Source organism: Chryseobacterium sp. HNCC26DJ240, assembly GCF_057180485.1.
Genome location: NZ_JBXUGK010000005.1, coordinates 138,156 through 157,407 on the forward strand (window position 1 = coordinate 138,156; position 19,252 = coordinate 157,407).

A 19,252-nucleotide genomic window follows, 5' to 3' on the forward strand; every position below is an offset into this window, starting at 1 on the left:
TGAGATTTTTACAAATTTGAGCATTTTTATCATATATTCCCAAATTTATTTTGATATATTATTTGTCTGACTTATAAACAATTCCGTTGCTTCCTGCATAAAACCAATCTTTAGAATCTATGCTATACATTCTCTTTAACAGTATACTATTAACAATATCAAGATGATCATCGTATAAATATCCTTTTACAGTGGTATATTTTAAAGGAATTAGTTTTTTAGTTTTGAAAAAGTAAAGTCCTTCTCTGCCATTTTTTTCAATTATAACTAGACTTTCTTTAACTATAAGATTCGTATTATCAAAAGGCAACAGAACATTTCCTGAAGTGTCTAAAAGTGCTTTCTTATCATCTTTATCAGCAATTATGTAGACTTCATCAAAAGTAGTTTTAGCCTCTAGGCCGTCGTATTCTGCTTTCAAACGCTGATTGGTTTCCGTATTAATATAGCCGAGCTTGCCTTTAGATCTGTAAATACAATGCGTGCCCCCATCTACACATTTAAGTATTTCAATCTGGTATTTATTTGAAATATTTTTAAGATCAATGTCTATTGGTGCGGTGACTCTCACAGTTTCATAGAAATAGCTGTCACTCTCATCTTTTTCTATCGGTAATAATATGTATTTGGATTCCTGATCAGAACTGACTCTGTATTTTATTGTTTTACGGTCATAATCTGTAGATTTAATGTAATCAATCTGATTATAAACGATAGGTAAAACTTCCTTTCCATTATCATCAAACATTCCAAGTTTATTATTTTTCCTGACCAAAGTAAAATTTCCTGCAACAGACTTAATCCCCTGAAGATTGTCAGCAATTTTGGTAACTCCGGAATACAGTTCAAATATCCCATCCTGCTTTTCTGCGGAAAAAGATTTACTTCTGCTGCGATACAGTCCTCCATCACGCAGATATTCAATATTTTTATAAATATTAGGAAGAATTTCTTTTCCGGTTTCATCGATGACACCCACTTTTTTATTTTCAGAGACAATGGCAGTCTTCATTTTTTCATTAGAAAACAATGTCACACTGTCGTATTTTGGCTGTATCACAATACTTCCGTTTTCGTCGGCGTACCCCCAAAGTTTTCCGTTTTTATAGGGAATCAGTGTTTTTTGAGCGAAGACAATCTGAAAGCAAAGAAGAGCGAGAACAAAAAGACTATTTTTCATTTTGAGCAACGATTTGAATGGTGAAATTTTCTTTGGAAGCAAGCTTTTCCACACGACTCAATTTAAATCTGTCATCCAGCGTTTCTGTTTTGGATATAAATCCTTTTGTAGTAAACTCAGGGAATTCATAGACAAAAGAAGGACTGTCTTTTTTACTGAGCACAGACATGGAAATAGAGTGATTATGTGTATCCCGGTCTAAAGATATGATTTTGGAATATTCTTTATTATCTTCAAGAAGAATGTATCGGTTTCTGTTGCAAACATTACCAGCCAATAGCAACGCTTTCTCATAACGGAAAGTAGTACCATCCAAAAAGCCGTAAAGTACAAATTTGTTTTTGTAATCGATATAATAAGATTTTCCGGATTGATTTCTGTCTACCTGAAGTTCAAAATTCCTGAATTCATCTGCGTAGGTCGTCGATTCTTTAATTTCATTTTTTAATGAAATACTGGAAGTAATTTTATGCGTAAATTTTTGTGATGCCGGAATTGCTAATTTCCCTAAAATCAACTCTTCCTGCTTTGGAAGATTCTTTTTGCAGGTTTCATACTCTTTTTCATACTCAAAAAAAGATCTGAAATCAGGATAATACATACCTGTATTTCTGGCGGTCAAATTATGGGCATCCACTTCCAGATTCATAATTTCTGTTGCTATCAGCACGTTTCCCTCTGGTACATTACCTAACAGATTCATTTCTTTAAAATACTTTTCCAAAGGATTATTTTCGTTGCTTCCGGTGGTAAACCAAAGTGAAATATCCAACAAATCTCCTTCTAAAACATACTCATCTGCTTTCTTTCCAAAAAATATTTTCTGTTTCCCCGTTTTGTAAAAGCCACCTTTAGGAAATGTCTGTTTCAACGTTTGGTACTGTGCATTTTTACCATCACTTAGAATATATAAATCCCAGTTTTTAATATACAGTAAAGATTTTCCGGACGGATTTCTCTCTTTTATTCTATTGAGCAAATAAAATTGTCCATCATAAACTCCGAAATGCATTTTTATATTTCCCCGATCTTTATTATCATCGACGTAATTGTAAGTGATATCATCGTTGTTTAATCTTACTTCATAACTCTGTGAAAATAAATTCTGAAAAACAAAAAATACTGAAGAAAGAAAAAATAATCGTTTCATTGTCGGTTTTTATCGGTTGGGCAAATTTCTTAAAAAAATATTAATCTTTAGATTCAGATATTACCCGTATTTTCATTTCTCGTTGTAAAATCTTAATTTTGAAAAATTAAAAAATAAACAAAATCTTAATGCGCAGTAACTAAAAAACTGCAAATCAATTACTTAAATGAAAATCTTTAAATTTGGTGGTGCATCAGTAAAAGATGCCGAAGGTGTAAAAAATGTATCTGCAGTATTAGAAAGCCAGGGTTTTTCTAAATGTCTGCTTGTAATCTCTGCAATGGGAAAAACAACTAATGAATTGGAGAAGGTCGTAGAACTTTACTTCAAGAAAGACAATTACCAAGCCGAAATTGAAAAGATAAAACGAAAACACATTGAGATAGCCAACGGTCTTTTTCCTGAAGGTCATGCAGTTTTTGCTGAAATCAATCTGTTTTTTGATGATATAGATTCATTTTTAAGAAGAAATAAATCTCCAAACTACAATTTTGTTTACGATCAGGTGGTGAGTTGTGGAGAAATGATTTCTACAAAAATCGTAAGTGAATATTTAAATGAAATTCAGTTTACCAACCAATGGCTGGATGCCAGAGATTATGTACAGACAGACAATTCATATCGTGAAGGTATTGTAGATTGGGCAAAAACTGAAGAATTTATTTCAAATTTAAATAAAGAAATCTGCTATGTTACCCAAGGTTTCATTGGCTCAGATGACAATAATTTCACTGTAACTTTAGGAAGAGAAGGCTCAGATTACTCAGCTGCAATTTTCGCTTACTGTTTAGACGCTGATGCAATGACGATCTGGAAAGATGTTCCCGGAGTCATGACTGGAGACCCAAGAAAATTTAAAGATGTAACTTTGTTATCCAATATTTCTTACGAAGAAGCTATTGAAATGGCGTATTACGGAGCAAGTGTAATTCACCCAAAAACTTTGCAGCCACTTCAGCAGAAAAATATTCCTTTTCATGTGAAATCTTTTATAGATCCTACGAAAGCAGGAACTAAAGTTGGCGCTTCAGAAAGCAATCAAAATGAAGAATCTTACATTTTAAAAGAAGACCAAACATTGCTTAAAATCTCAACGAGAGACTTCTCATTCATTGCAGAAGATCACATGAGCCAGGTTTTTGCATTTTTAGCTAAATATAAAATTAAAGTTTCTTTGATGCAGAATTCGGCAATTTCATTAGCTTTATGTCTTGAAGACAAATTCCTGAAAGCAGATGATCTGAATGCTGAATTGCAGAAAGAATTTAAAACCGAACTGATAAAAAATGTATCTTTATTTACCGTAAGACACGCCAAAAAAGAAAACATTGATCAGTTTTACCAGCAGAAAAACGTGCTTTTGGAACAGATTTCCAAAAATACGCTTCAGATGGTAACACAATAAAACTAATTGCGACTAAAAAAACATGAGTTTAATATCGAAAAACGATCTTATAAAAGCTTCCGGACTTGGGCGGCTGGGTTTTCTGAAAAATCCTGTGGCTTCTGCTGTGATGAGTCTTACAAAAATCAACGAGGTCAATACACTTTATGACAAACTAAAAGATAAAAAAGACAAAGATTTTTTCGATTCTTTCGTGAAAGAAAGAAATTTAAGCTACATCGTTTTTGAAGAAGATCTTGCAAAAGTACCAAAAACGGGACCTTTCATATTGGTTTCAAACCATCCGCTGGGTGCGATTGACGGTATTCTCATGTGCAAAATTCTGTCGGAAATCCGTCCTGATTTTAAAGTGATGGGAAATTTTCTTTTGGAAAAAATTGAACCAATGGAGCCTTACGTAATACCGGTAAATCCATTCGAAAAAAGAAAAGATGCTTACAGCAGTTCTTCAGGAATGCGGGGAACATTGAAACATTTGGAAAACGGAGGTTGCGTAGGAATTTTCCCTGCGGGCGAAGTTTCAAATAAAAATAATCCTTACGGAGAAATTTTAGATAAAGAATGGGAAATACCGGCACTGAAGCTGATAAAAATGGCTAAAGTTCCGGTGGTTCCTATGTATTTCCATGCGAAAAACAGCCGGATGTTTTATCAGGTGGCAAAAATGCATCCAAATCTTCAGACTTTGATGTTGCCATCCGAAATGATGAAAGACAGAGAAGATCCTATCAGAATAAGAATTGGCAAACCCATTACTGTAAAAGTATTGGATGACAGCGAAAATATAGAGGAATTAGGCGAATTCTTAAGAAGAAAAGTCTACATGATGAAGTCTTATTATGAAAAAAGAAAATCGCTGGCACAGGCTATCAATCTTAAAAATTTATCACTAAAATTTCCGCTTTTAAAAGAAGAGAATATTGTACAGAACATCATCGATGAAACTCCGAAAGAAGATCTTATAAAAGATATTTCCAAACTGAGAGGAACCGATAAAATGCTTTTCAGCAACGGGAATTACGAGATTTACTTCACTCCTTATGAAGAAATCCCTTCTGTAATGAGGGAAATCGGGAGACAGCGGGAATTGACGTTCAGAGCTGTTGGAGAAGGCAGTAATTTACCTTTTGACCTTGATGAGTACGACAAACATTACCATCATTTATTCCTTTGGGATAATGCCGCAGAAAAACTTGCAGGAGCTTACCGTATGGCATTAGGGAAAGATGTGATGAAAAAATTCGGGATCAAAGGCTTTTACACAAGTTCTTTGTTTGAATTTGAACAGGACATTCACCCGTTTTTTAAGAAAGTGATCGAAATGGGAAGAGCTTATATCTGTGAAGAATATCAGCAGAAACCACTTCCACTTTTCCTTTTATGGAGAGGAATTGTGCATGTTTGCCTCAGAAATCCTGATCATAAATTTTTGATGGGAGGTGTAAGTATTTCAAATAAATTTTCTGAGTTTTCAAAATCGCTGATGATTGAATTCATGCGTTCAAATTATTACGATTCTGCTGTAGCTCAATACATTACACCGAGAAATGATTTTAAAGTAAAGCTTAAAGATCGTGATAAACATCTGTTTTTGAATGAAATGGAATCTGATTTGAATAAGTTAGACAAAATCATCGACGACCTTGAGCCTGAACTGAGAATGCCTGTTTTAATTAAAAAATATATCAAACAAAATGCAAAAGTTATCGCCTTCAATGTAGACCCGAACTTCAATGATGCGATTGACGGATTGATGTATATCAGAATAAGCGACCTTCCGGAAAGCACTATTAAGCCAGTTTTGGAGGAAATGAGCGAGCAGATAAGGAAAGAGCAGGAAAATAATCAGACTGAAAATCAGTAAGTTTTTATTTAAATCTAAAAAAGTTTGATTAATATTTGCTTCATATACCAAAACTTCCTACTTTTGCATCACTTTAAAACAACGAAGTAACAAGAATGGTTTCTTAGCTCAGTTGGTAGAGCAATGGATTGAAAATCCATGTGTCCCTGGTTCGATTCCTGGAGAAACCACTTAAGAAAAACCGCCTCACCAAAGGCGGTTTTTTCTTCCAAACTTAAAGTACAAAACCAAATGGTTTCTTAGCTCAGTTGGTAGAGCAATGGATTGAAAATCCATGTGTCCCTGGTTCGATTCCTGGAGAAACCACTTAGACCACTCTTTTCTGAAGAGTGGTTTTTTGTTTTTTACTATAAAATTTTCTCATCTTCAAAATTTCTTCAGAATTGAATTGCTACATTTGAAATATGAAAATTTTAATCATAGAAGATGAAATAGAACTGTCAAAAAGTATTTCAGAATATCTTTCTCAGGAAAATTACCACTGTGAGTTTGCAGAAACTTTCAGCGATGCTATGTATAAAATTGAAATGTTTCAGTACGACTGCATTATTTTAGACATCATGCTTCCCGGCGGAAGCGGTTTAAAAATCCTTGAAGAACTCAAAAATCAGAATAAACAGGACGGGGTGATCATTGTTTCGGCAAAAAATGCTTTAGAAGATAAAATCACCGGACTACAGCTTGGCGCAGATGATTATTTAACCAAACCATTCCATTTATCTGAATTGATGGCGAGAATCTACTCTATCATCAGAAGAAAGCAGTTTGGAAATTCAAATATCATCAAACAAAACGAACTTGAAATTGATGTCTTGGCAAAAACTGTTTCTATCAATTCACAAAACATTAATTTAACCAAAAAAGAATTTGATCTGTTGCTTTTCTTTATCGGAAATAAAAATCGGGTTATCTCAAAAAGTACTTTGGCAGAACACCTTTCGGGAGATTTTGCAGATATGCTCGATAATCATGATTTTATTTATGCCCATGTGAAAAATTTAAAGAAAAAATTATCGGAAGCAGGTTGCAGTCAATATCTAAAAACGGTGTATGGAACAGGCTACAAATGGGATTTTAAATCATAAAAAAATACTGATGAAGCCATTATTAAGCAAAACCACAAAACCTTTCATCATTTATGTCCTGATTATACTGGTCATAAGTATTCCTGTGTATTATTTTGTGGTAGATACAATTTGGGAACATGAGCTTGATGAGCATAATACCACTGTGGCAGAAAAAACGGCATTCGAGTTTAATCATCAAAAACTTTCTGATGATGAGCTTGAAAAAAGCCTTGAGCTCTGGAATAAAATTCAACCCGAAACCAATATTGAAAAACTCCAGAAAACTTCAGATAAAAAAGATCAATATTACACGACCGAAAGAAAAACTTTGTTTGGTCAGGATAATGATATAGAGCGTTACCGAGTTTTAAAGAAGATTGTATTCATCAACAATCAACCCTATCTTTTTACCATAGAAACCAATATTGAAGAATCCCGCGAAACGATTGCTGCCATTGCGACAATCACTATATTCTTTTTTCTCATTATCGTTTTGGGACTTCTTTTTTTAAACAGAAAATTATCACAAACCATTTGGAAACCTTTCAGAAATAATCTTGAAAAGCTTAAATCTTTTAATCTAAATCATCAGACACAAATTGATTTTGAGAAAACTGATATCAAAGAATTTGAAGAACTCAGTCAATCACACAGAAAACTTATAGATCATACCATTTCTGTTTTTAAAACCCAAAAAGAATTTACCGAAAATGCTTCTCACGAGCTGCAGACTCCGCTTGCGATCATTCAGCATAAACTTGATATTTTACTGCAGGATGAAAACCTTACCGAGAAACAATATCAAATTGCGGAAGACATTAACAAAGCATTGACCAGAAGCTCAAGAATTAATAAAAGTCTTCTTTTACTTGCTAAAATTGAAAATAATCAGTTTGATGCAACAGAAAACTTAAGTTTGAATAAAATTTTAGAGCAAAGTCTGGAAGTTTTTGAGGAACATTTTTTATTTAAAAATATTGAAGTAAAAACAGATTTTCAAACCGTCAACATAAAAGGAAATTTGAGTTTGATTGAGACTTTAATCAATAATTTGTTTGTCAATGCCATTCGTCACAGCAGTCAAAACGGAATTGTTTCTTTAAATTTAAATGAAAAACATCTCACATTTTCAAATTCAGGAAGTTTCAAACTAGAATCTGAAATTCTGTTTAAAAGATTCTCAAAATCTTCAACAGAAACTCACGGGAGCGGTTTAGGGTTATCGATCATCAAAGAAATCTGCAGTTATCACGGCTGGAACGTAGAGTATGATTTTCAAAATGATTTACATACTTTCAAAATAAATTTCCAAACAATCTAAAATTCAAAATTTCTTCAGAATTGAGCAGGTACTTTACATCAAAATTGTAGAGTATGTTATCAAAAATCAAGGGGAATTCTATTTTCAAAGGCAGATTCAGTTTATTTTTCACAATCCTTTCTGGGTATTTGGTTTTTTGTTTTGCAATCAGAATTGTATTTCTGTTTTGGTCATTTAATGATCTTGAATTTGATATAATCAAAGTTCTGAGAGCTTTTTTCACAGGTTTTCTGTTTGATTTATTTTCCGGATTAAGTTTTCTGGCAATTTATCTTCTATACATTTTTCTCTTTCCTAGAAAATGGATTGGTTCGCTTTTCGACAAAGGCTTTACCTATTTTTATACTGCAATCATTCTGTTGATTATTTACTTCAGTTTATTGGCTGAAATTCCATTTTGGGATGAATTTGGAGTGAGATTCAATTTTATTGCAGTTGACTATCTTATCTATACCTACGAAGTCGTTGAAAACATCAATCAGTCTTATCCTTTATCTTTAATTATCGTAGTTTTAATTGGTTTAATTGTTATCAGTTTTTTAGGTTTAATTAAATTAAAAATTTTTAGAAACACTTTCTCAGACAAATCAGGTTTAGGAAAACGTTTCAAACTTGCTTTTCCCGCAATCATTTTAATTTCAGTTTTATCTTTTATTCTAAAAAACAAACAGGCAGATTTCAGCAATAATCTTGTCATTAACGAGCTCGGAAAAAACGGAACTTTTTCCTTTATTTCCGCTTATCATTCTAACGAACTGGATTATGAAACGTTTTATCCTAAAATGACTGATAGAGAAGCTTATTCTATTTTAAAACCAAATCTTTTACAGGATAATCAAAAATATACCAGCCAAGTTCCGGATGATATTTCAAGATTGACTTCAAGTGAAAACGAGCAAAGACCAAATATTATTTTGATTACTATCGAAAGTTTCAGTGCAGATTTTCTGAAATCGTTTGGAAATACTGAAAACCTCACTCCAAACTATGACAAACTTGCTAAGGAAAGTATTTTCTTCACCAATCTTTATGCAACAGGAACAAGAACCGTAAGAGGAATGGAAGCTTTAACCCTTTCCGTACCGCCAACTCCTGGAAACAGCATAGTAAGAAGACCCGAGAATGAAAATCTTTTTTCAATTGCAACAGTTTTAAGACAGAAAAATTATCATCCCTACTTTATTTATGGCGGTGATGGATATTTTGACAATATGAATACTTTTTTTGGCGGACAAGGTTTTGATATTGTAGACCGCGACAGAGGAAATCCTTTATCTGATCAGATAAAAACCAAAAGATTCCCGATAAAAGACAGCGAGGTTAGTTTTGAAAACGCATGGGGAATCTGCGATGAAGATATTTACCGACAGTCTTTGAAATTTGCAGACCATAATTATCAGCAGAAACAGCCGTTTTTTCAGTTTGTCATGACGACTTCCAACCACAAACCTTATACTTTTCCGAACGGAAAAATTGATATTCAGCAAGGCGAAAGAAATGGTGCTGTAAAATATACAGACTATGCTTTGGGAAAATTTATTGCTCAGGCGAAAACAAAACCTTGGTTCAAAAACACTGTATTTCTCATCGTTGCGGATCATTGCGCAAGCAGTGCCGGAAAATGGGAAATCAATATTGCAAAACATCATATTCCTGCAATCATTTATAATGTAAACAATCAGATTCCACAGAAAATTGACCGCCTCGTTTCTCAAATTGATTTGATGCCTACTCTTTTCGGGTATCTCAACTGGAATTACAAAACCAGTCTTTGCGGAAAAGATATCAATCAGACAAAACCAGGAAGCGAACGTGCTTTTATCGGCAACTACCGCACTTTAGGACTTTTGCGCAACAACCTTTTCACGCAGATTGACGACCGAAAAAGAGTAAAACAATTTACAGTTTCGGGAACCGACCGTTCTTTATCTGAAGTTAATTTTAAAAATGAAGACTTGATAAAAGAAACGATTTCTTACTATCAAACGGCAAGTGAAAGGTTCAAAAACGGAAAAATGAAGTCCAAATAATCATCTTTTCTAAATATTATATTAAAATGAATTCATTTAAAAAATTAAAATATACGCTTCTCGCAGCTCTGTTTTCGATGGCAAAACTTCAGGCTCAGGACAGTTTGGCTGTTGATTCTTTGGAAAATAAATCTGCTCTAAATTTAATTTCGGATAAAAGCAATTTGCATCAGTTCAGCTACAAAAAACTGATCATTCCGACTGCTTTTATTTCTTACGGAGTTGCCGCTTTGAGTATTGAAGAAATTAAACATCTCAATTCTTCTACCAAAACAGAAATTGCAGAACATCAGCCCGATCACATCAGATTAGACAACTATACTCAATACGCTCCCGGAGCTATGGTTTACGGACTGAATGCTTTTGGGGTAAAAGGCGAACATAATTTCAGAGACAGAAGTATTATTCTGGGGACTTCATTGCTTTTTACAACGGCTTTTGTGCTTCCTCTGAAACACATTGTTAAGGAAGAAAGACCAGATCAGTCGAACAGTCTGTCTTTTCCATCAGGTCATACGGCGAATGCTTTTGCAACTGCTCAATTTATGTATCGGGAATATAAAAACACTAATTTCTTATTGGGAATTTCGGGATATTCTTTTGCAGTTTTTACAGGAATTTACAGAATGCTGAACAACAAACATTGGTTCGGTGACGTGGTTGCAGGAGCTGGATTTGGGATTTTATCTACCGAAATGGCTTATTGGCTTTATCCGAAAATCAACAGTCTTTTGGGTGGAAAAAATAAAAATTCTCAGGTGATGATCACACCTTACTATCAAAAAGGAAATGCCGGAATTGGTTTTATTAAAACTTTTTAAATCTTACATCTCATGTTAAATCTTATTTTGCTTTTCGCAGGAACTATTCTGGCTTTTTGGATCAGTGCGATTTGTGGTGGTGGTGCGAGTCTTATTTTAATTCCGATTTTAAATATGATTCTTCCCGCTTCTGTGGTTCCTTTTTCTTTAACGGTGGGAACTTTCAGCAGTTCGGCTTCCAGAATTGCGGTTTTCAGAAAACATATCAACTGGAAAATATTTTTCTGGTTTGTACCTTTTTCAATTCCGGCTGTTCTTGCGGGAGCATGGCTGATTAAATACATCAATCCTAATTATTTACAACTGATAGTTTCGATTTTTCTCATTATTAATTTGCCTGAATTATTTAAATCTAAAAAATCAGAAAAAGATTCAGAGAAACCTTATCCGAAATTTCTTTTAGCAATAATTGGAGTTTGCGCCGGTTTCGTTTCTGGAATTACCGGTGCAATCGGATTGCTTTTTAACCGTTTTTATCTGAAATTTGGATTGACAAAAGAAGAAATTGTTGCAACAAGAGCGGCTAATGAGATTTTTCTTCATTTCATCAAAATCATCATCTATATTTCTTTGGGATTATTCTCTAAGCACGCTTTGTGGATTGGTCTTGCAATTGCTTTGGGAGCAGTAATTTCATCATTTACGGTAAAATACATTCTTCCTTATCTGAGCGAATTTATTTTCAAAAAAATTGGTTTCGGATCGATGGTTATTTCTGGAATTGTTCTGTTTGCTGGAACGGGACAGAAAATAATTCTGGATGATCAGATTTCTGTTTCAACAAATCAGAAAGAATCGGTGATCTCCTGGCGGAATACAGATTTTATAGTCGAATTTGCTTACGATGACGGATTTGAGGTGGAAAGACCGATTCATCCTACAGAATTACCTTCACATCTAAAACAACATTATAACAATCTCATTCCAAACTACGATGCTATCCATTTGGAAAAAGTATTTAAGTTTGCAGAAGATCCGGCTTATGAATTTTACTGTTACAAAGAGGGAAAGCTTACGAAATTTGAGCTTTAAAGCTTCTAAAACTTAATTTTCAGAACAATAACAAGTGATATAAAATCAAAAATAAGTATCTTCGCTTGTTCAATTTTTTAAATTAAAAATGAAAAACTTAGTTACGACATTCTTCATTCTCATATTCTCATTCACATTTGCTCAGGAGGAAGGAATTAAATTTGACCAAAGCGCATTTAAAGACCTTCTTGCCAAAGCCAAGAAAGAAAAAAAGCTCGTTTTCATTGATGCTTACGCAGTTTGGTGCGGTCCGTGCAAAATGATGGACAGAAATGTTTTCACTCAAAAATCAGTCGGAGATTATTTCAATAAAAATTTCGTCAGCTCAAGAATCGACATGGAAAAAGGTGAAGGAAGAGAGATTGCCCAAAAGTTTGCAGTACGCTCCTATCCTACTTTTCTTTTTCTGAATGGCGATGGTGAAATGGTTTCGCAAAATTACGGTTATATGGAGCCAAGTCTTTTTCTTTCGATGGCTCAGGATGTGAACGCCGGAAATTCTAAAGGCGGATCTATGAAAGACCGTTTTGCAAAAGGGGAAAGCAGTCCTGAATTTCTGATGAACATTATGAAACTGAATTCTACTTCAGATTTTGAATTTGCAAAAAAAGCTTCTGAAAAATATTTTGCAACAAAAAAAGCCAACGAACCTTTAACAAAAGAGGAAGCCGGGTTTTTATTTTTCTTCATTAAATCTTCCAAAGATGCCAATTTTAAATTTTTGGTGGATAAGAAAGCTGAAATTATTCAGTTTTTGCCCGAAGAAAGTTACAATGAATACAAAAATCAGATTTTACTTGCAGATGTTATGGAAACTGCCATTGATGCTAAGAATAACAAAATTGATGATGCGAAATTTATGGCCACAGCTGAACCTTTGGTAGGAAAAGAAGTGGCTTCAAAAAAACTTAATCAAATAAAGCTTGGCTTCTACGAGCAAAATGCCAATTACCCAGAATACGAAAAAACGGCTTTGGAATATTATAAAAACCCAGACCTTTTTGAGCCAAATGAAACTTTAAAAGCCGCATGGATTTTTGCCGAAAATGTAAAAGATAAAACGTCGCTGAAAAAAGCGGCAGAATGGGCAGAAAAATCTGTAATGCGTGGTGAAACAGCAGAAAACACTTACATTTTAGCTAAACTTTATTTTCTTACAGGAAATAAAGAACAGGCAAAAAGTTTTGCTGAATTTTCCAGCACAATAGCAAAACAGAACGGAAAAGATGCCAGATTATCTGAAGAATTATTGAATCAAATTAAAAAATAAAAGCTTTGAAAAATATTTTATTAGCTATTGTTACATTAGCTTCTGTGGCAGGTTTAAAAGCCCAGCAGAATGAGGTAACTCCTACAGGAACTATGGCTCAGAATGATAGTTCTGAAAAAGGATTGAGACTGAAAGCCAACGCTCTTTTTTTGCCAATCGGTATAGTCAATGTAGCCGGAGAATTTCAGTTGTCTAAAAAAATTACTTTGCAGGGAGATGTTTTGATTTCTCCATGGAAATCTTTTGCAGGACATGAGCTTCAGTATTATTCTGCTTCAATCGAAGGAAGATATTATTTTAAAGAAGCTTTTAGTGGTTTTTATCTGGGAGCAAACATTGCAGGCTCTGCATATACATTTCAAAAATGGAATTACTGGCCGGATGAGCCATACATTAATGAAAAAAATGAAGTATTTACAAAATCTGATCTTTACCAAAAAGGATATTCTGTGATTTTTGGAGGTACTGCAGGATATCAATTCAGGCTTTCTGATAAGTGGTCTATGGATATTTACGGAAGCATCGGAACTTCTCAGGATTTCTACAAAGGGTACGAAAGAGGAACCGGAAAAAGATATGATGCAGCAGCAGGATACAATAGAAGTGGTGAAATTTTACCTTACAGAGGTGGAATTATGATTGCTTATAAAATCAGATAATTATGAAACTTTTCGGAAGAAACCACATTATCATAATGGCAATCACTTTTGCCATTCTTTTCGCCATGAATTACATAGGAAACAACGAGCCAGATAAACTTGAAAGAGCGTTACTGACAGCAGCATGTGGCATCGTTGGCTTAACCATCGGACTTATCATTTACAACAGAGGGAAGAATGACAACAGTCCGCCACAGAATTTTGATTAACTCGAATGAATTTAAATTGAATTAAAATTCATTTCATAAAATATAACAAAACCGTCGGAGCCAATGGCTCCGACGGTTTTTTGCTGTAATACCTGTAAATATTTACTGATTAATTTTCATACAGAACATATTTTGCTCTGATTTTCTTAAATTTTTCAAGGTCAGTCTGCCATGAAGCTTTGATTTCTTTTTCAGACTTTCCAGCGATAATTTGCTTTCTCAATTCATCACTTCCGGCAAGTTTATCAAAGAATAAATTTTTCAGGAAAAAGTCCTGTTGAGGATTTTTATAGTTTTTGTACGCTTTTAAAAGCCATTCAAGATTCAATTCTCTTAAATCATTTTTGTAATTTGAAAGATCTTCTCCGTAACATAATTGTCCGTTTAAGAAAGGATCTTTTGCCCCGTTGGTTGGTTTTGGAGTGAATTGATAAGAAAGATTTTTCGTCCACGGAGAACCGTAGATTTGAAAAGGCAAGGTCGTTCCACGCCCTACAGAAACCTGAGTTCCTTCAAAAAAACAAAGACTTGGATACAGATTGATTGATTTATCATTGGGTAAATTCGGGGAAGGTTTATCTGAAATTGGGTAGTGTTCTTTCTTGTGATAGTTCTGCATTTTAACCAAAGAATATTTTGCCTGAACACCATTTTTGAGCCACTTTTCGCCGTTCACCATTTTTCCGTATTCGCCAATCGTCAAACCATAAACAACAGGAACTTCGTGCATTCCTACAAAACTTTCCCATTTCTTTTTTAAAACAGGACCATCTACGTAGCCGTCTTGTGGATTTGGTCTGTCGAGAACGATTACTTCAACGCTATTCTCAGCGCAAGCTTCCATTACATAAGTTAAAGTTGAGATGTAAGTATAAAATCTCACTCCAACATCCTGAATATCAAAAAGAACAATATCAACCCCTTTCAACTGCTCAGGTTTGGGCTTTTTATTGGATCCGTATAGTGAAACTATGGCAATTCCTGTTTTCACATCCACACCGTTTTTCACCTTTTCACCGGCATCGGCATCCCCTCTGAAACCATGTTCCGGAGCGAAAATCGATTTAATTTTAATATTATTTTTAACCAAAAAATCAACCAGATGGGTTTTATCTTTAAGCAAACCGGTTTGATTGGTCACGATTGCAATACTTTTGTCTTTCAGCATCGGCAGATACAGTTCCGGCTGGTCTGCTCCCGTTTTGAAAGTATTCTGATCTTTACTTTGTGCAAAGCTGTGAATGAATGTTCCTAAAAAAATTAGGCACATAAGAAGTAAATCTTTAATTTTGAAATCTAAATTCATAAGCTTGAAGTTTCCTTTATATTTCTCAAGAAAAATAGCGTTTTCCAAAGATAATAAAAATAACCTGTCACGGGTGATTATCGTTATTGGCAGACTCTCCGTCGCGATTGGAATCATCGTTTCGCTCATCACCATTTCTACGGGATATGGCTCTAAAAAGGCTATTAAAGAGAGATTAGCAGATTTCACCGGACATATTAATGTGAAATCAACCCGATCCAATTCTTCCTACAACACCTCGGTTCTTGACAATAATGGTTTAAACATCAAAAAAATATTAGAAATCCCAACAGTTTCGGGTGTACAGAAATATGCAACCGTAACCGGAATTATGAGGACTGAGAAAGATTTTGCAGGTATTATTTTTAAAGGTGTAGGTAAGGACTTCGACAGCTTGAGATTTAAAAAATTTCTGTTGGAGGGTACTGCTCCACAAGTAACAGAAAAAGGTTATTACAACGGAGTTACTATTTCACAAAAACTTGCTGCAGACCTTCATCTGAAACTTCATGACAGCATTGTAACTATATTCTCAAAAGCAGATCAACAGCCCATATACAGAAACTTTGAAGTGGTTGGAATTTATAAAACCGACATCAAAATGATTGATGATCAAATGGTTTTAGGCGGAATAAATCATGTAAGAAAAATTATGGATATGAAGCCCGATGAGATCGGCGGACTTGATATTTTCTTTAAAAATGTAAACGACATCGATAAACCTCATCCTGACATCGAAAAATTTATCGGTTATAAAAATTTCATAGAAACAGCAACCGAAAAATACCCTCAAATTACCGACTGGATCAGCATTTTTGACGTAAATATTGCCCTAATTATCGTTATCATGCTCATTGTGGTCATCATCAATATCATTATGGTTCTTTTAATTTTGATTATTGAGAGAACAAATTCGATTGGTTTGCTTAAAACTTTGGGAGCAACCAATGCCCAAATCAGAGCTACCTTTATCAATTACACTTTAATTATTATGGTTCCCGGACTTGTTTTTGGTAATGCCATCGGGCTTGCGCTGCTTTTAATTCAACGTTTTTTCGGAATTATAAAACTGAATCCTGCCAACTATTACGTAAGCACAGTTCCGGTGGATCTTGATCCTTTGGCAATTATTTCGATTTCGGTTGGGATTTTAATTATTTCAGGTTTAGCATTGATAATTCCAAGTTATCTTATCAGCAAAATTTCTCCGGTAAAAGCAATTAAATATAATTAAAACGAAACTTTCTGCCACTCAAAAAATTCCGAAAATTTCAGACTTTGAAACTGAAGTTTGAAACTGTTATTTATTTTTTCTGATTTTATTGATTTTATTTTTAAATTTCCAACGTAATTTAAAATTTGTATCATTTAAGATTTTATCACATTTAAAACCTTAAAATTGAAAGGTTTATATTTGTGGCTTTAGAAAAGATAAGTATGAAATACGCAGAAAATATACTCGAAACCATTGGAAATACGCCTTTGGTAAAGCTAAACAGAGTTTTAGGAGAAGACTTCCCGGCACTTGTTCTGGCAAAAGTAGAGACATTTAATCCCGGAAATTCTGTAAAAGACAGGATGGCAGTAAAAATGATCGAAGATGCCGAGAAAGACGGAAGACTGAAACCGGGCGGAACCATCATCGAAGGTACTTCAGGAAACACAGGAATGGGACTGGCTTTGGCTGCAATCGTGAAAGGTTATAAATGTATTTTTGTTACCAATGCAAAGCAATCTAAAGAAAAATGTGATATTCTTCGCGCTGTAGGTGCTGAAGTAATTGTTTGCCCTACAGATGTGAAGCCTACAGACCCTCGTTCTTATTATTCAGTTTCAAAAAGACTGGCAAAAGAGACCGAAAACGGCTGGTATGTAAATCAATACGACAATTTATCAAACCGTACTGCACATTACGAATCTACAGCACCGGAAATCTGGGAACAGACAGAAGGTAAACTGACCCACTTTTTAGTAGGAGCAGGAACTGGAGGAACAATTACAGGCTGTGGAAAATTCTTTAAAGAGAAAAACGAAAATATCAAAGTAATTGGTGTTGACACTTACGGTTCAATTCTGAAAGAGATTCACGAGACGGGTGAAATTCATCTTGAAAATGCTTATACTTACGTCACAGAAGGTATTGGCGAAGATATTCTTCCTGAAAATTACGATATGTCGGTGATTGATCATTTCGAAAAAGTAACTGATAAAGATGGAGCCATCTACGCAAGAAAACTCGCAAAAGAGGAAGGTATTTTCTGTGGTTATTCTGCAGGAAGTGCAATGGCTGCTTTGGTTCAGATGAAAGATCAGTTTACAAAAGATGACGTTATTGTTGTTTTGCTTCACGATCACGGCTCAAGATATGTGGCAAAAATCTACAATGACGATTGGATGCGTGAAATGGGTTGGTTAGACTAATAAATTTCCACATTAAAATACAAAACTCAGAGTGTTTGCTCTGAGTTTTTTTGTTTTTAATTATATCTTATAAATCTATTTTAATTGAGATTCTATCATCTTTTTTAAAACTGAAAAATCGCTTCCGCTCATCGATTTTTTTGGAAACATATAGCTGTATTTTCCTTCCAGAGCAATATATTTTTCATTGATTTCAAATGTCTGAAAATCCTTCCATTCGCTGGTTTCTTTTTCGTCGTAGATATTTACGGTGAAGAATTGTTGATTAAAAATCACTTCATAAATCTTACAGTTTTCAAGTTTAACAAGATAAGAATTCACCTGTTTTTTCCATCTTGAAACTTTGTTGACGCTTACAGAAAGAAAAACCGCTGTCAGCAAAAAAAGAAAACTCACAAAATACAGAATTCCAAATTTCTCTTTGCTTAAATCATCCTTAAAAAAGAAAAGAATTCCCAAAATCAAAGCAATTACAATAAGCGTAAAAGTTTTGCCTCGGGTATCGTTTGAAAGAAATAAACTTCCCTGATTTCCGCTGAAATAGATTTCTTCAAAGTCCTGTCTTTTAGGTTTTATAATGATTTTTTTTTCGTCGCTCATAATATTCATTCTGTATTGAGTGTACAAAGATAAGTTTTTAAGTCATTTCTAAAAATGGAATTGCAATCATTTAAAATTACAAAAAATCAAAAAATGAGCAGTTGGTCGTGTTTTGAAAAGATTTTGGACTGATCAGAAAAGAAATCATTAGAATTTATTTCCCTATTTTTAGGGAGTTTTAAATTTCATCATTTTAATGAAAAATTTCCCATCTAAAAATCAACATTTTGGTATCGTTTCATCTTTTTCCGAATTAGTTTCTTCTGAATTTCAAGGAACTGTGAATTCATTCTGCTGGAAAAGAAATCTGAATGGTGATTTTAAAGAAATTGTTTCAAAACTTCAGTTAGACGAAAATATAACTGTAGTTTCAACGGAGGATCTTTTAGAACTTAAACTTTCAGCAAATGGTGAAATTGCAAGAGAAATTATTTTAAATGATCTGCAGCTGCTGACAGATTTCGGAGCTTTACCCACGCTGAACTTACTCAAAAATTATGAGCGGGATGATGAATTTGATTTTATTTCGACAGACGTTTATTCTTTTCATGTAGACCGTTCGCCCATATTAGCAGATACTTTCTTATGCACTTACCACGGCGCTTCCAGCGATATTTTGCCGAATGACCAAGCGGTTCAGAAGGTTTTAATTCCAGAAATCCGTGAGAAACTTAAAGAATTACATGAATGTTCTGAGGATGACTTTGAAACTTTTTTAGAAGAAAATTTCTTTGATTTGCATTACGAGCCCAAAAAAGACTCCCACCCAACTAATCTTGGACAGGGAAATCTTTGGAGACTGGCGGTAGATCATCCTGAGCAAAAGGTTTTGCCGTGTATTCATCGGGCTCCGGTAGAAAATGACGGGGAATATAGACTTTTGTTGATTTGCTGATTTTCCAGAAAAATTAAAATTT

The 19,252-nt window shown here is 34.2% G+C and carries 17 protein-coding genes and 2 tRNA genes; 15 read left to right on the forward strand and 4 right to left on the reverse strand.

The annotated features are described in order from the left end of the window. Positions 1-58: 58 nt before the first annotated feature. Positions 59-1,180 (reverse strand): WG repeat-containing protein, encoded by a 1,122-nt coding sequence (locus AC2A1G_RS11260; protein ID WP_484047014.1) that lies wholly within the window; start codon positions 1,178-1,180, stop codon positions 59-61. Then, a complete protein-coding gene (locus tag AC2A1G_RS11265) occupies positions 1,170-2,330 on the reverse strand; it encodes a hypothetical protein (RefSeq protein ID WP_484047015.1) in 1,161 nt (386 codons plus the stop codon). The genes AC2A1G_RS11260 and AC2A1G_RS11265 overlap by 11 nt, the downstream gene beginning before the upstream one ends. Positions 2,331-2,496: 166 nt before the next feature. On the opposite strand from AC2A1G_RS11265, the gene AC2A1G_RS11270 reads away from it, so the two are divergent. The 12 genes from AC2A1G_RS11270 (at position 2,497) to AC2A1G_RS11325 (ending at position 14,008) form a co-directional block, all read left to right on the forward strand. Beyond that, on the forward strand, positions 2,497-3,735 hold the full coding sequence (locus AC2A1G_RS11270) for an aspartate kinase (RefSeq protein WP_484047016.1): 1,239 nt from the start codon (positions 2,497-2,499) through the stop codon (positions 3,733-3,735). A 22-nt stretch (positions 3,736-3,757) separates the two neighbouring features. Further along, positions 3,758-5,599 (forward strand): lysophospholipid acyltransferase family protein, encoded by a 1,842-nt coding sequence (locus AC2A1G_RS11275; protein WP_484047017.1) that lies wholly within the window; start codon positions 3,758-3,760, stop codon positions 5,597-5,599. Positions 5,600-5,696: 97 nt separating this feature from the next. Further along, positions 5,697-5,769, forward strand: a tRNA-Phe gene (locus AC2A1G_RS11280). Positions 5,770-5,832: 63 nt separating this feature from the next. Further along, positions 5,833-5,905: transfer RNA gene (locus tag AC2A1G_RS11285), tRNA-Phe, on the forward strand. Between the two features lie 98 nt (positions 5,906-6,003). Continuing rightward, on the forward strand, positions 6,004-6,684 hold the full coding sequence (locus AC2A1G_RS11290; RefSeq protein ID WP_484047018.1) for a response regulator transcription factor: 681 nt from the start codon (positions 6,004-6,006) through the stop codon (positions 6,682-6,684). Positions 6,685-6,694: 10 nt separating this feature from the next. Next, the gene (locus tag AC2A1G_RS11295; protein WP_484047019.1) at positions 6,695-7,987 is read left to right on the forward strand and encodes a sensor histidine kinase; all 1,293 of its coding nucleotides are present in this window, start codon (positions 6,695-6,697) and stop codon (positions 7,985-7,987) included. Between the two features lie 53 nt (positions 7,988-8,040). Continuing rightward, positions 8,041-10,017 (forward strand): LTA synthase family protein, encoded by a 1,977-nt coding sequence (locus AC2A1G_RS11300; protein ID WP_484047020.1) that lies wholly within the window; start codon positions 8,041-8,043, stop codon positions 10,015-10,017. A gap of 26 nt (positions 10,018-10,043) precedes the next feature. Further along, positions 10,044-10,838: a phosphatase PAP2 family protein gene (locus AC2A1G_RS11305; RefSeq protein WP_484047021.1), complete on the forward strand. Its 795-nt coding sequence runs from the start codon at positions 10,044-10,046 to the stop codon at positions 10,836-10,838. Between the two features lie 12 nt (positions 10,839-10,850). Further along, the gene (locus AC2A1G_RS11310) at positions 10,851-11,870 is read left to right on the forward strand and encodes a sulfite exporter TauE/SafE family protein (protein WP_484047022.1); all 1,020 of its coding nucleotides are present in this window, start codon (positions 10,851-10,853) and stop codon (positions 11,868-11,870) included. 88 nt (positions 11,871-11,958) lie between these two features. Then, positions 11,959-13,140 carry a thioredoxin family protein gene (locus AC2A1G_RS11315; RefSeq protein ID WP_484047023.1) on the forward strand — a complete coding sequence of 394 codons (1,182 nt, stop codon included), beginning with the start codon at positions 11,959-11,961 and terminating at the stop codon, positions 13,138-13,140. Positions 13,141-13,145: 5 nt separating this feature from the next. After that, the gene (locus AC2A1G_RS11320; protein ID WP_484047024.1) at positions 13,146-13,799 is read left to right on the forward strand and encodes a DUF3575 domain-containing protein; all 654 of its coding nucleotides are present in this window, start codon (positions 13,146-13,148) and stop codon (positions 13,797-13,799) included. Between the two features lie 2 nt (positions 13,800-13,801). Then, entirely contained in the window at positions 13,802-14,008 is a 207-nt protein-coding gene (locus tag AC2A1G_RS11325) for a hypothetical protein (protein ID WP_484047025.1), read from the forward strand. A 109-nt stretch (positions 14,009-14,117) separates the two neighbouring features. Here the strand turns inward: AC2A1G_RS11325 and AC2A1G_RS11330 are convergent, their stop codons facing one another. Beyond that, complete coding sequence (locus tag AC2A1G_RS11330) at positions 14,118-15,314, reverse strand: exo-beta-N-acetylmuramidase NamZ family protein (RefSeq protein WP_484047026.1); 1,197 nt, start codon at positions 15,312-15,314, stop codon at positions 14,118-14,120. 4 nt (positions 15,315-15,318) lie between these two features. Between AC2A1G_RS11330 and AC2A1G_RS11335 the strand changes: the two genes are divergently transcribed. Together AC2A1G_RS11335 and AC2A1G_RS11340 are read left to right on the forward strand one after the other, a co-directional pair. Beyond that, positions 15,319-16,548: an ABC transporter permease gene (locus tag AC2A1G_RS11335; RefSeq protein WP_484047027.1), complete on the forward strand. Its 1,230-nt coding sequence runs from the start codon at positions 15,319-15,321 to the stop codon at positions 16,546-16,548. Positions 16,549-16,751: 203 nt separating this feature from the next. Then, complete coding sequence (locus AC2A1G_RS11340; RefSeq protein ID WP_484047028.1) at positions 16,752-17,735, forward strand: PLP-dependent cysteine synthase family protein; 984 nt, start codon at positions 16,752-16,754, stop codon at positions 17,733-17,735. Between the two features lie 75 nt (positions 17,736-17,810). Here AC2A1G_RS11340 and AC2A1G_RS11345 read toward each other — a convergent pair whose 3' ends face one another. After that, positions 17,811-18,335, reverse strand: coding sequence for a hypothetical protein (locus AC2A1G_RS11345; protein ID WP_484047029.1), 525 nt, complete (start codon positions 18,333-18,335; stop codon positions 17,811-17,813). A gap of 196 nt (positions 18,336-18,531) precedes the next feature. Between AC2A1G_RS11345 and AC2A1G_RS11350 the strand changes: the two genes are divergently transcribed. Further along, the gene (locus AC2A1G_RS11350) at positions 18,532-19,230 is read left to right on the forward strand and encodes a DUF1826 domain-containing protein (RefSeq protein WP_484047030.1); all 699 of its coding nucleotides are present in this window, start codon (positions 18,532-18,534) and stop codon (positions 19,228-19,230) included. Positions 19,231-19,252 lie beyond the last annotated feature (22 nt).